The organism is Variovorax sp. 10L426, from assembly GCF_056395305.1.
This window is the reverse complement of the sequence record NZ_JBFTJF010000006.1, coordinates 199,072-211,803: the sequence shown is the minus strand read 5'-3', so window position 1 is coordinate 211,803 and position 12,732 is coordinate 199,072. Positions and strand designations below refer to the sequence as shown.

General features: G+C 62.9%; 11 protein-coding genes. All 11 read left to right on the top strand.

Features of this window, described 5'->3' with window-relative positions:
• Positions 1–125: 125 nt before the first annotated feature.
• The 11 genes from AC1DHL_RS11315 to AC1DHL_RS11265 all read left to right on the top strand — a co-directional run bounded on the left by AC1DHL_RS11315 (position 126) and on the right by AC1DHL_RS11265 (position 12,731).
• Positions 126–4,874, top strand: a complete 4,749-nt coding sequence (locus tag AC1DHL_RS11315; protein WP_478098508.1) for a glutamate synthase-related protein — start codon at positions 126–128, stop codon at positions 4,872–4,874.
• A gap of 33 nt (positions 4,875–4,907) precedes the next feature.
• The gene (locus AC1DHL_RS11310) at positions 4,908–6,386 is read left to right on the top strand and encodes a glutamate synthase subunit beta (RefSeq protein WP_478098506.1); all 1,479 of its coding nucleotides are present in this window, start codon (positions 4,908–4,910) and stop codon (positions 6,384–6,386) included.
• 112 nt (positions 6,387–6,498) lie between these two features.
• Positions 6,499–7,323 (top strand): ABC transporter ATP-binding protein, encoded by an 825-nt coding sequence (locus AC1DHL_RS11305; RefSeq protein WP_478098504.1) that lies wholly within the window; start codon positions 6,499–6,501, stop codon positions 7,321–7,323.
• Positions 7,320–8,102, top strand: a complete 783-nt coding sequence (gene mlaE, locus AC1DHL_RS11300) for a lipid asymmetry maintenance ABC transporter permease subunit MlaE (RefSeq protein ID WP_478098502.1) — start codon at positions 7,320–7,322, stop codon at positions 8,100–8,102. Before AC1DHL_RS11305 ends, mlaE begins: the two co-directional genes overlap by 4 nt.
• A 25-nt stretch (positions 8,103–8,127) precedes the next feature.
• A complete protein-coding gene (mlaD, locus tag AC1DHL_RS11295; RefSeq protein ID WP_478162096.1) occupies positions 8,128–8,616 on the top strand; it encodes an outer membrane lipid asymmetry maintenance protein MlaD in 489 nt (162 codons plus the stop codon).
• Positions 8,613–9,311: an MlaA family lipoprotein gene (locus tag AC1DHL_RS11290; protein WP_478098500.1), complete on the top strand. Its 699-nt coding sequence runs from the start codon at positions 8,613–8,615 to the stop codon at positions 9,309–9,311. The genes mlaD and AC1DHL_RS11290 overlap by 4 nt, the downstream gene beginning before the upstream one ends.
• A gap of 129 nt (positions 9,312–9,440) precedes the next feature.
• Complete coding sequence (locus AC1DHL_RS11285) at positions 9,441–10,103, top strand: MlaC/ttg2D family ABC transporter substrate-binding protein (RefSeq protein WP_478098498.1); 663 nt, start codon at positions 9,441–9,443, stop codon at positions 10,101–10,103.
• A gap of 6 nt (positions 10,104–10,109) precedes the next feature.
• Positions 10,110–10,382, top strand: coding sequence for an STAS domain-containing protein (locus AC1DHL_RS11280; protein WP_478162034.1), 273 nt, complete (start codon positions 10,110–10,112; stop codon positions 10,380–10,382).
• A gap of 277 nt (positions 10,383–10,659) precedes the next feature.
• Positions 10,660–11,607: an ABC transporter ATP-binding protein gene (locus AC1DHL_RS11275; protein WP_478162033.1), complete on the top strand. Its 948-nt coding sequence runs from the start codon at positions 10,660–10,662 to the stop codon at positions 11,605–11,607.
• A complete protein-coding gene (locus AC1DHL_RS11270) occupies positions 11,607–12,371 on the top strand; it encodes an ABC transporter permease (protein ID WP_478162095.1) in 765 nt (254 codons plus the stop codon). Before AC1DHL_RS11275 ends, AC1DHL_RS11270 begins: the two co-directional genes overlap by 1 nt.
• A gap of 105 nt (positions 12,372–12,476) precedes the next feature.
• Positions 12,477–12,731, top strand: coding sequence for a BolA family protein (locus tag AC1DHL_RS11265; protein WP_478098493.1), 255 nt, complete (start codon positions 12,477–12,479; stop codon positions 12,729–12,731).
• Position 12,732 lies beyond the last annotated feature (1 nt).

Genomic DNA, 12,732 nt, shown 5'->3' with positions numbered 1-12,732 from the left:
CCCCTTTAATTTGTTGACAGACTTGTCAGAGAATTAATAATGATCTGACCCCATTTAAAGCGTTTGGCATTATTTGTGCAAAGCAATATGCTCCTTTTCCCTGCGAAAACTGAAGGAGCACGCCCATGACGACGGCTGCCGAGATCGAGCATCTCCAACAACACGGTCTTTATTCCGCCGCTGACGAGCACGACGCGTGCGGTGTCGGCTTCGTGGCCCACATCAAGGGCGAAAAGAGCCATGCCATTGTGCTGCAGGGCCTCAAGATTCTCGAGAATCTGGACCATCGCGGCGCAGTAGGCGCTGACAAACTCATGGGCGACGGTGCCGGCATCCTGATCCAGTTGCCTGACCTGCTGTACCGCGAAGAGATGGCCAAGCAGGGCGTGACGCTCCCGCCGCCCGGCGAATACGGCGTCGGCATGATCTTCCTGCCCAAGGAGCACGCCTCGCGCGAGGCCTGCGAGCAGGAGATGGAGCGCGCCATCAAGGTCGAAGGCCAGGTTCTGCTGGGCTGGCGCGACGTGCCGGTCAACCGCGACATGCCCATGTCGCCCAATGTCCGGGCCAAGGAGCCGCTGTTGCGCCAGGTCTTCATCGGCCGCGGCAACGACGTGATCGTCCAGGACGCGCTGGAGCGCAAGCTCTACGTGATCCGCAAGACCGCCAGCGCCAACATCCAGCGCCTGAAGCTCAAGCACAGCAAGGAATACTACGTTCCGAGCATGTCGAGTCGCACGGTTGTCTACAAGGGCCTGCTGCTCGCCGACCAGGTTGGCACCTACTACCTCGACCTGCAAGACAAGCGTTGCGTCTCGGCCCTGGGCCTGGTGCACCAGCGTTTCTCGACCAACACCTTCCCCGAGTGGCCGCTCGCGCACCCGTACCGCTACGTGGCGCACAACGGTGAAATCAACACCGTCAAGGGCAACTACAACTGGATGAAGGCACGCGAAGGTGTGATGTCTTCGCCCGTGCTCGGTGCCGACCTGCAAAAGCTCTATCCGATCAGCTTTGCCAGCCAGTCCGACACGGCCACCTTCGACAACTGCCTCGAACTGCTCACCATGGCTGGCTACCCGATCAGCCAGGCCGTGATGATGATGATCCCCGAGCCGTGGGAACAGCATGCCACCATGGACCCGCGCCGCCGCGCGTTCTACGAGTACCACGCTGCCATGCTGGAGCCGTGGGACGGCCCGGCCTCGATCGTGTTCACCGATGGTCGCCAGATCGGCGCCACGCTCGACCGCAACGGCCTGCGTCCCTCGCGCTACTGCGTGACGGATGACGATCTGGTCATCATGGGTTCCGAATCCGGCGTGTTGCCGGTGCCCGAACAGAAGATCGTGCGCAAGTGGCGCCTGCAGCCCGGCAAGATGTTCCTGATCGACCTCGAGCAGGGGCGGATGATCGACGACGAGGAAGTCAAGGCGACCCTCGCCAACAGCAAGCCCTACAAGCAGTGGATCGAGAACCTGCGCATCAAGCTCGACAGCGTCGAAGCCGAGACCGTGCAGCCGCCGGCGAGCCAGGTCAGTCTGCTCGACCGCCAGCAGGCCTTCGGCTACACGCAGGAAGACATCAAGTTCCTGATGAGCCCGATGGCGGCCGCCGGCGAAGAGGGCATCGGCTCCATGGGCAACGACAGCCCGCTGGCCGTGCTCTCCAACAAGAACAAGCCGCTCTACAACTACTTCAAGCAGTTGTTCGCGCAGGTGACGAACCCGCCGATCGATCCGATCCGCGAGGCGATCGTGATGTCGCTCGTGTCCTTCATCGGGCCGAAGCCGAACCTGCTGGACATCAACCAGGTCAACCCGCCGATGCGGCTCGAAGTGAGCCAGCCGATCCTCGACTTCGCCGACATGGCGAAGTTGCGCGACATCGGCAAGTACACGCAAGGTAAGTTCAAGAGCTACACGCTCGACATCACCTATCCACTCGGCTGGGGTGAAGAGGGCGTCGAAGCCAAGCTGGCGTCGCTGTGCGCCGAAGCTGTGGATGCAATCAAGGGTGGCCACAACATCCTGATCGTGAGCGATCGCGGTGTCGGCCCGACGCAGATCGCCATTCCGGCGCTGCTGGCGCTGTCGGCCATCCACCAATACCTCGTTCGCGAGGGACTTCGTACGACGGCTGGATTGGTCGTCGAAACGGGCTCGGCACGCGAAGTTCACCACTTCGGCGTGCTCGCCGGCTACGGCGCGGAAGCCGTGCATCCGTATCTGGCGATGGAAACCCTGGCCGCGATGCACGAAGACCTTTCCGGCGACCTGAGCGGCGAAAAGGCCATCTACAACTACGTCAAGGCGGTCGGCAAGGGCCTGTCCAAGATCATGTCGAAGATGGGTGTCAGCACCTACATGAGCTACTGTGGTGCGCAGCTTTTCGAGGCCATCGGCCTCAACAGCGAGACGGTCGAAAAGTACTTCACCGGCACCGCGAGCCGCATCGAAGGCATCGGCGTGTTCGATATCGCCGAAGAAGCGATCCGCATGCACAAGGCCGCCTTCAGCGATGACCCGGTTCTCGCGCACATGCTCGACGCCGGCGGCGAATACGCCTGGCGCACGCGCGGCGAAGAGCACATGTGGACGCCCGATGCGATCGCCAAGCTGCAGCACAGCACGCGCGCCAACAACTTCAACACCTACAAGGAATACGCGCAGATCATCAACGACCAGAACCGCCGTCACCTGACATTGCGTGGCCTGTTCGAGTTCAAGATCGATCCGGCCAAGGCGATCCCGGTCGACGAGGTCGAACCTGCGACGGAGATCGTCAAGCGTTTTGCAACCGGCGCCATGTCGCTGGGCTCCATCAGCACCGAAGCACATTCGACCCTGGCCGTCGCGATGAACCGCATCGGCGGCAAGAGCAACACCGGCGAGGGTGGCGAAGACCCGGCCCGCTACCGCAACGAACTCAAGGGCATCCCGATCAAGGTGGGCGACACGCTCAAGAGCGTGATCGGCGAAGCCAACGTCGAGGTCGACCTGCCGCTGAAGGACGGCGACTCGCTGCGTTCGAAGATCAAGCAAGTCGCATCGGGCCGCTTCGGCGTCACGGCCGAGTACCTCTCGTCGGCCGACCAGTTGCAGATCAAGATGGCGCAAGGCGCCAAGCCCGGTGAAGGCGGTCAGCTGCCGGGCGGCAAGGTGTCCAACTACATCGGTCAACTGCGCTACTCGGTACCCGGCGTGGGCCTCATCTCGCCGCCGCCGCACCACGACATCTATTCGATCGAAGATCTGGCTCAACTGATCCACGACCTGAAGAACGTCGCACCGCACGCCAGCGTCAGCGTCAAGCTGGTGAGCGAAGTGGGCGTGGGCACGATCGCTGCCGGCGTCGCCAAGTGCAAGAGCGACCACGTCGTGATCGCCGGCCACGACGGCGGCACGGGCGCATCGCCCTGGTCGTCAATCAAGCATGCCGGCAGCCCGTGGGAAATCGGCTTGGCCGAGACCCAGCAGACGCTCGTGCTCAACCGCCTGCGCGGCCGCATTCGCGTGCAGGCCGACGGCCAGATGAAGACCGGCCGCGACGTGGCCATCGGCGCATTGCTCGGCGCCGACGAATTCGGCTTCGCGACGGCGCCGCTGGTGGTCGAAGGCTGCATCATGATGCGCAAGTGCCACCTCAACACCTGCCCGGTCGGCGTCGCCACGCAAGACCCGGTGCTGCGCAAGAAGTTCTCGGGCAAGCCTGAGCACGTGGTGAACTACTTCTTCTTCGTCGCCGAGGAAGTGCGCCAGATCATGGCGCAGCTCGGCGTGCGCAAGTTCGACGACCTGATCGGCCGTGCGGACCTGCTCGACACCAAGAAGGGCATCGAGCACTGGAAGGCGCGCGGCCTTGACTTCAGCCGGTTGTTCGCGCAACCGAACGTGCCGGCCGACGTGCCGCGCTACCACGTCGAAGCGCAGGACCATGGGCTGCAGAAGAGCCTCGACAACAAGCTGATCGAGCGCTCGCGTCCCGCGATCGAGAAGGGTGAGAAAGTCCAGTTCATCGAAGTGGCACGCAACGTGAACCGTTCGGTCGGCGCGATGCTGTCGGGCGCGTTGACGAAGGTGCATCCGCAAGGTCTGCCGGACGACTCGATCCGCATCCAGCTCGAAGGCACGGGTGGACAGTCCTTCGGCGCCTTCTTGGCGCGCGGCATCACGCTGTACTTGATCGGCGACGCGAACGACTACACCGGCAAGGGCCTATCCGGCGGCCGTGTCGTGGTCCGTCCGAGCCTGGACTTCCGCGGCGAGGCGACGCGCAACACCATCGTCGGCAACACCGCGCTCTACGGCGCGACCACCGGCGAGGCCTACCTCTGCGGCGTGGCGGGCGAGCGCTTCGCGGTGCGTCTTTCGGGCGCAACGGCAGTGGTCGAAGGCACCGGCGACCATGGTTGCGAATACATGACTGGCGGCACGGTGGCCGTGCTTGGAAAGACCGGTCGCAACTTCGCGGCCGGCATGAGCGGCGGCGTCGCCTTCGTCTACGACGAAGACGGTCAGTTTGCGTCGCGCTGCAATCTTTCCATGGTGTCGCTCGACAAGGTGCTGACTTCCGCTGAGCAGGTTGCGAGCGTGCATCGCAAGGTGTGGCACGACGGCGAAACCGATGAAGCGCAGCTCAGGAAACTGCTCGAAGACCACCACCGCTGGACGGGCAGCAAGCGCGCACGCGAACTGCTCGACAACTGGGCGGTCGCGCGCACGAAGTTCGTCAAGGTGTTCCCGAACGAATACAAGCGCGCACTGGCGGAGATGCACGACCGAGAGGTCGAGCTGACCAGCAGCGGCAACAACGCACATGCGGGCATGGAGCCGCACGCAGCAACGACCGCCAAACCGGTGGCTGCGGTCTGACGGCAACGAGAACGAAGAACAGAGGACAACACGATGGGAAAAATCACCGGCTTCATGGAGCATGAGCGTATCGAGGAGGGCTACAAGCCCATCGAGGAACGGGTCAAGCACCACAAGGAGTTCGTTGTCGGACTCGACGAGACGCAGGCGAAGGTGCAGGGTGCGCGTTGCATGGATTGCGGCACGCCGTTTTGCAACAGCGGCTGCCCGGTCAACAACATCATTCCTGACTTCAACGACCTGGTCTATCGCACTGACTGGCAGAGCGCCTTCGTGGTGCTTGATTCGACCAACAATTTTCCGGAGTTCACCGGACGCATCTGCCCCGCGCCTTGCGAGGCGGCTTGTGTACTCAACGTGAATGACGATCCGGTAGGTATCAAGTCGATCGAGCACGCGATCATCGATCGCGCCTGGGACGAAGGCTGGGTCGCTCCGCGGCCGGCCAAGCACAAGACGGGCAAGAAGGTTGCAGTGGTCGGCTCCGGCCCGGCCGGGATGGCGGCGGCGCAGCAACTGGCGCGTGTCGGCCATGATGTGACGCTTTTCGAGAAGAACGACCGCATCGGTGGCCTGCTGCGCTACGGCATCCCCGATTTCAAGATGGAGAAGGTCCACATCGATCGTCGCGTCGAGCAGATGAAGGCTGAAGGCGTAACCTTCCGTGCCGGCGTGATGGTCGGTGCTGCCAAGGACCCGCTGGGCAAGGGCTCCAAGGTCACCAACTGGGCCAAGGAAACCGTCACGCCCGAGCAACTCGACAAGGAGTTCGACGCTGTGCTGCTGACCGGCGGCGCCGAGCAGTCGCGTGACCTGCCCGTGCCCGGCCGCGATCTCGATGGCATCCATTTCGCAATGGAATTCCTGCCGCAGCAGAACAAGATCAACGCGGGCGACAAGGTCAAGGGTCAGCTCCGGGCCGACGGCAAGCACGTGATCGTGATCGGCGGCGGTGATACCGGCTCCGACTGCGTGGGCACCAGCAACCGCCACGGCGCGGTCAGCGTCACCCAGTTCGAACTCTTGCCGCAGCCGCCGGAAGAGGAAAATCGTCCTTTGACCTGGCCTTACTGGCCCTACAAGCTGCGTACGAGCTCCAGCCACGAAGAGGGCTGCGAACGCGAGTTCGCAATCTCGACCAAGGAGTTCATTGGCGAAAAAGGCAAGGTCACCGGCCTCAAGACGGTTCGCGTCGAGTGGAAGGACGGCAAGATGATCGAGGTTCCCGGCAGCGAGCAAGTGCTCAAGGCCGACCTCGTGCTGCTGGCGATGGGATTCATCAGCCCCGTCAGCAATGTGCTGGACGCCTTCGGCGTCGAGAAGGACGCGCGCGGCAACGCCAAGGCCAGCGTGGACTTCATCGGCGGCTATGCGACCAACGTTCCCAAGGTATTCGCGGCCGGCGACATTCGCCGTGGTCAGTCGCTTGTGGTCTGGGCTATCCGTGAGGGCCGGCAGGCGGCGCGCGCGGTGGACGAATTCCTGATGGGCTTCAGCGACCTGCCGCGCTGAAGCCGCGAGGGGGAGGCGGCGCTGGGCGGCGGGGTGGCTGTGCTTCCCGTATCATTGGCGCCGTACCGCGAGCCGGGATGCCTTCAAGGGCGCCCCGGCTTTTTCATTTGCCATGGATCTAACCCCTCCCAATTCACTCGTCGAATTTCACGATGTCGCCTTCGGATACGGTGCACGTGCGATCCTCGACGGCGTTTCGTTCTCCGTCCCGCGCGGCAAGGTGACGGCCCTCATGGGTGCGTCGGGCGGCGGAAAGACGACTGTCCTGCGTCTCATCGGCGGCCAGTTGAGGGCACAGCGCGGCGAGGTGCTGGTAAACGGCCAGGACATCGGCAAGCTCGGTTCCGATGCGCTCTACGCCGCTCGGCGTCGCATGGGAATGTTGTTCCAGTTCGGTGCGCTCTTCACCGACATGAGCGTCTTCGACAACGTCGCCTTTCCCCTTCGGGAACACACCGCCCTTTCCGAATCCCTCATTCGCGACATCGTGCTCATGAAGCTCGATGCAGTCGGCCTGCGCGGTGCGAGGCAGCTGATGCCCAGTGAGGTTTCAGGCGGCATGGCGCGGCGCGTGGCGCTGGCCCGGGCGATCGCGCTCGACCCCGATCTCGTCATGTACGACGAGCCCTTCGCGGGTCTCGACCCCATCTCGCTGGGCACGGCGGCCCGACTGATCCGGCAACTCAATGACACGCTCGGCCTGACCAGCATCGTCGTCTCGCACGACCTCGAGGAAACCTTCCGCATCGCCGATCACGTGATCATCCTTGCCAACGGCGGCATCGCAGCGCAAGGGCGTCCGGAAGAAGTCCGTCGGAGCGAGGACCCGCTGGTTCATCAGTTCGTCAATGCACTGCCCGAAGGACCCGTGCACTTCCACTATCCGGCGGTGGCCATCGAGGACGACTTCGGCAACGCCCACGGAGGGCGTGCATGAGTTGGTATCGGCCATCCGACATCGGCTTTGCCGTGCGCAGCAAGCTCGCGGATCTGGGTCTGGGCGCCCGCCTCTTCCTGCGGCTGTCCTTCCGCGGTGCAGGCAGCCTGCGTCGTTTCGGGTTGGTGCGCGACCAGATCCATTTCCTCGGCAACTACTCGCTCGCGATCATTGCCGTGTCCGGGCTCTTCGTCGGCTTTGTGCTGGGCCTGCAGGGGTACTACACGCTGCAGCGCTATGGCTCCTCGGAGGCGCTGGGGTTGCTCGTCGCTCTGAGCCTCGTGCGCGAACTCGGCCCGGTGGTTGCCGCCTTGCTGTTCGCGGGCAGGGCCGGCACTTCGCTTACCGCGGAAATCGGCCTGATGAAGGCCGGTGAGCAACTCAGCGCGATGGAAATGATGGCAGTCGATCCAGTGCAGCGCATTCTTGCGCCGCGGTTCTGGGCTGGGGTCATCACGATGCCGCTACTGGCTGCAGTATTCAGTGCTGTCGGTGTGTTGGGTGGCTATGTCGTCGGCGTCCTGATGCTGGGGGTCGATCCGGGCGCTTTCTGGGGCCAGATGCAGAGTGGCGTCGATGTGTGGAGGGATGTTGGCAACGGTGTCGTCAAGAGCGTCGTGTTCGGCCTGACCGTCACCTTCATCGCGCTGCTGCAAGGCTACGAATCGCAACCGACTCCCGAAGGCGTCTCGCGCGCCACGACCCGGACCGTCGTCGTTGCCTCGCTCGCGGTGCTGGGGCTCGACTTCCTGCTGACCGCCATGATGTTCAGCATCTAGAAAAATCGATCAGAGAGTGCAAGACATGCAACGTTCCAACAAAGACATCTGGGTCGGCCTGTTCGTGCTGATCGGCGCCGCAGCGCTGCTTTTTCTCGCGCTCCAGTCGGCCAATCTCTTGAGCCTGAACTTCCAGAAGACCTATTCAGTGACCGCTCGCTTCGACAATATCGGTGGCCTGAAGCCACAGACAGCGGTCAAGAGCGCGGGCGTGGTTGTCGGGCGTGTCGAATCGATCACGTTCGACGACAAGAACTTTCAGGCAAGCGTCACGATTGCGCTGCAAAGCCGATACAGTTTTCCGAAGGACAGTTCGCTCAAGATCCTGACCAGCGGCTTGCTTGGCGAGCAGTACATCGGAATCGAAGCTGGCGCTGATGAAAAGAATCTCGAGGCTGGCGACGTGATCACCGCGACGCAATCGGCTGTCGTGCTGGAAAATCTCATCGGGCAGTTTCTATACAGCAAGGCGGCAGAGGGTAGCTCGCCGGCTGGCAACTCCAACAAAAAATGAACCCACGATCCCCTTTCGCCTTGCCGATCGCGCTTGCGCTTGCCCTGTTGGCGGGTTGCGCGACGGGTCCGAACGCCAATCCGGCCGATCCGCTCGAACCGCTCAATCGCCAGGTCGCACGCTTCAACGACACCGTCGACGACGCCGTGCTGCGGCCGGTCGCAACCGTCTACCGGCAGGTTCTTCCCTCACCGGTTCGCACGGGCGTGAACAACTTCTTCAGCAATCTGTCGGACGTGTGGAGCTTCGCCAACAGCGTGGCGCAACTCAAGCTGCAGGACAGCGCCCAGACCTTCATGCGCGTGAACGTCAACACGTTCTTCGGATTGGGCGGATTGCTCGATATCGCCACCGAGGCCGGTATCGACCGCCGCACCGAGGATTTCGGCCAGACACTGGGTTACTGGGGTGTACCGAGCGGCCCCTACCTGGTGCTGCCGCTGCTGGGCCCGTCGACGGTGCGAGATGCTGCGGCGCTCCCAATCGATGTCAACGGTGACCCGGTCAACTATGTGACCAACATTCCGTTGCGAAACTCCATGTATGCACTTCGCCTCGTGGACCTCCGCTCCAACCTGTTGCGCGCAGGCCAGTTGCTCCAGGATGCCGCGCTTGATAGATATTCGTTCACCCGCGATGCGTTCCTGCAGCGCCGGCGCAACGAGATCCATGACGGCAACTTGCCCGACGAGTGAAGTTGCTGGGCCGCTGCGTGGCTTGCATTCAGTTGCAGCGACCATCTTGCGCTATGGAACCCTGGCGAGCGGGGCGGCCTCCAACGGGCCGCTTGACCGATTCGAGACTTGAAACAAGGGACTAGATCAATGAATCAGATTCTTCAACGCCGCTCTTTGGGGCGCCTTGCGCTCGCCGGCCTGCTCATGGCCGGCGCGGCCTTGACATTCGTTCAGCCCGTTCACGCAGCCGACGAATCGCCGGACGAGTTGGTCAAGCGCATCTCCGCGGACGTGCTCGACACCATCAAGGCCGACAAATCGATCAAGGCTGGCGACATCAACAAGATCATGGCCCTGGTCGACACCAAGATCATGCCGAACGTGAACTTCCAGCGCATGACCGCTTCGGCGGTCGGGCCCGCTTGGAGGCAGGCCACACCGGAACAGCAGCAGCGGCTGGAAGAAGAATTCAAGAAGCTGCTCGTGCGTACCTATGCGGGCGCGCTTGACCAGGTCAGCAATCAAACCGTGAGCGTGCGGCCTTTCCGCGGGTCGCCGGACGAAAAGGAAGTGCTTGTCCGGACGGAAATCCGCGGCAGCGGTGATCCGGTGCAACTGGACTACCGTCTCGAGAAAACGCCCGGCGAAGCCGGCGGCTGGAAGATCTACAACATCAATGTGCTGGGCGTCTGGCTGGTCGAGACCTATCGCACCCAGTTCTCGCAGCAGATCAACAGCAAGGGCATCGACGGCTTGATCGATGCGCTGGTGGCTCGCAACAAGAGCAATGTCGCCAACGGTAAGGGCTGATCGGGCATGCTCGTGCTCCCGCAAAAGCTGACCCATGATGAGGCGCCCGCTTGCGTGTACATGCTCCAGCGGGGGCTTGCCGGCCAAACGGATACCGCCACGGTGGTCGATGCCACCGCGCTGACCCACTTCGATTCTTCGGCGCTGGCGGTGCTTCTCGAATGCCGGCGCGAGTCGAGGGCCCTCGGGCGCGGCTTTGCGGTAAAGGGCCTGCCCCCGCGTTTGCGAGAACTCGCTTCTTTGTACGGTGTAGCGGGCCTTTTGCCGGCCGCGCCGTAGCTTTTGCTCGCCCCCAGGTTGGCTCACTTCGTGTAGCCGCCCACCCCCTACCGGGGGCAACACCAGCGGCCCGGCGAAGCCGGTTCCGCGGTGTTTCACCAACGGGCCTGGCTTCGCCGGCCGAGAAGCGGCGCTGTGTGCTCACGGCTGCGCGGCGCGCCCGATCGGGGCCGCCACGGAACCGGCTTTGCCGGGCCGTAGGCGGCGCCCCCGGCAGGGGGTGGGCGGCTACACGAAGTGAGCCAACCTGGGGGCGAGCATAAAATGCTAGGTTCCCATGCCCGCGATCTCCTTTCAATCGGTCTCCAAGACCTATCCTGCCTCACGCCAGCAACGGGCCCAGGGAATACCGGGTCTACGCGCGGTCAACAACGTGAGCTTCCAGATCGAAGAAGGCGAATTCTTCGGCCTGCTCGGCCCCAATGGCGCGGGAAAAACCTCCTTGATCAGCATGCTCGCCGGACTTTCGCGTCCGACCGAAGGCGCCATCAGCGTGCACGGCTTCGACGTGCAGCGCCAGTACGCAGAGGCCCGCCGGAAGCTCGGCGTGGTGCCACAGGAGCTGGTTTTCGATCCCTTCTTCAATGTGCGCGAGGCATTGCGCATCCAGTCGGGCTATTTCGGGATCAAGAACAACGACGACTGGATTGACGAGCTTCTGCACAACCTCGGGCTCGCCGACAAGGCCAACGCGAACATGCGCCAGCTTTCAGGCGGCATGAAGCGCCGTGTGCTGGTGGCGCAGGCGCTGGTGCACAAGCCGCCCGTGATCGTGTTGGACGAGCCGACCGCCGGCGTGGACGTCGAGCTGCGCCAGACCCTGTGGCAGTTCGTCGCCAAACTCAACAAACAGGGCAGCACCGTGCTGCTGACCACCCACTACCTGGAAGAAGCCGAGGCGCTGTGCCATCGCATCGCCATGCTGAAGCTGGGCCGCGTGATTGCGCTGGACCGTACGAGCGAATTGCTTCGGTCCGCCGCTAGCAACGTGTTGCGCTTCAAGACGGACGGCATGCTGCCATGGTCGATCGCGCAGCATGCGCGTGTCACCGGACGCATCGTCCAGTTGCCCGCGCAGAATGCGCTCGAGGTCGAGCAGTTGTTGGCTGCAATCCGCGAAGCGGGACTCGATGTTGAAGATGTCGAGATGCGCAAGGCTGACCTGGAAGACGTCTTCATCGATCTGATGGCTGGCGAGCAGACCCCCTTGGAGGTTGCAAGATGATGGTGAATGCGCTGGGATGGCGCGCCTTGCTCTACAAGGAAACGCTCCGCTTCTGGAAGGTGGGATTCCAGACCGTCGGCGCTCCGGTGCTGACCGCGATGCTCTATCTGATGGTGTTCGGACATGTGCTCGAAGACCACGTCAAGGTCTTTGGGACGGTGAGCTACACGGCCTTCCTGGTGCCCGGGCTCGTGATGATGAGCGTGCTGCAGAACGCCTTTGCCAACAGTTCGTCGTCGATCATCCAGAGCAAGATCATGGGCAGCCTGGTGTTCGTGTTGCTCTCGCCGCTGTCCCATTGGGGCTGGTTCTTCGCCTATGTCGGCTCGTCGATCGTGCGCGGGCTGGCGGTGGGACTGGGCGTGTTCGTGGTGACGGCGCTGTTCGCCCTGCCGGGATTCGTCGCCCCGTGGTGGATCGCCGTGTTCGCCTTCCTCGGTGCGGCCATCCTGGGTACGCTGGGACTGATTGCCGGGCTCTGGGCCGAGAAGTTCGACCAGATGGCGGTATTCCAGAATTTCCTGATCATGCCCATGACCTTCCTGTCGGGCGTGTTCTATTCCATTGGCTCGCTCCCTCCTTTCTGGCAGACCGTCAGCCACCTCAATCCGTTCTTCTACATGATCGACGGCTTCCGCTTCGGCTTCTTCGGGATCAGCGATGCTTCGCCCTGGCTGAGTCTCGCGATCGTCGGCAGTGCCTGGCTGGTGGTGAGCGCGATCGCAGTGCACTTGCTGCGCATCGGCTACAAGATTCGCGGATAACATGAAACACCCCCAGGCTTGCCCACTTCGTGTGGCCGCCCACCCCCTTGCAGGGGGTTGGCGAAGCGACACGAAGTGCGCACAGCCTGGGGGCGAGCAACAACTATGACTGCTGAAGAACTTCAATCGATCATTGCGGCAGGTTTGGCTTGCGAGCACATCGCGCTCGAGGGCGATGGCCGTCACTGGTACGCCACGATCGTCTCGGCAGAGTTCGAGGGCAAGCGCCCCATCCAGCGGCATCAGCGTGTCTACGCCACCTTGGGTGCCAAAATGCATACCGACGAAGTGCATGCGCTTTCGATGAAAACCTACACGCCCGCCGAATGGGCGAGCCAGACTCCTTCGCCTTCCCGCTAGA

Bases quoted from the DNA above. Each gene is read 5' to 3' on its own strand.
- AC1DHL_RS11305 (WP_478098504.1), top strand. From the start codon at position 6,499: ATGGATCTAACCCCTCCCAATTCACTCGTCGAATTTCACGATGTCGCC.
- AC1DHL_RS11265 (WP_478098493.1), top strand. From the start codon at position 12,477: ATGACTGCTGAAGAACTTCAATCGATCATTGCGGCAGGTTTGGCTTGC.
- AC1DHL_RS11310 (WP_478098506.1), top strand. From the start codon at position 4,908: ATGGGAAAAATCACCGGCTTCATGGAGCATGAGCGTATCGAGGAGGGC.
- mlaE (WP_478098502.1), top strand. From the start codon at position 7,320: ATGAGTTGGTATCGGCCATCCGACATCGGCTTTGCCGTGCGCAGCAAG.
- AC1DHL_RS11275 (WP_478162033.1), top strand. From the start codon at position 10,660: ATGCCCGCGATCTCCTTTCAATCGGTCTCCAAGACCTATCCTGCCTCA.
- AC1DHL_RS11290 (WP_478098500.1), top strand. From the start codon at position 8,613: ATGAACCCACGATCCCCTTTCGCCTTGCCGATCGCGCTTGCGCTTGCC.
- mlaD (WP_478162096.1), top strand. From the start codon at position 8,128: ATGCAACGTTCCAACAAAGACATCTGGGTCGGCCTGTTCGTGCTGATC.
- AC1DHL_RS11270 (WP_478162095.1), top strand. From the start codon at position 11,607: ATGGTGAATGCGCTGGGATGGCGCGCCTTGCTCTACAAGGAAACGCTC.
- AC1DHL_RS11285 (WP_478098498.1), top strand. From the start codon at position 9,441: ATGAATCAGATTCTTCAACGCCGCTCTTTGGGGCGCCTTGCGCTCGCC.
- AC1DHL_RS11315 (WP_478098508.1), top strand. From the start codon at position 126: ATGACGACGGCTGCCGAGATCGAGCATCTCCAACAACACGGTCTTTAT.
- AC1DHL_RS11280 (WP_478162034.1), top strand. From the start codon at position 10,110: ATGCTCGTGCTCCCGCAAAAGCTGACCCATGATGAGGCGCCCGCTTGC.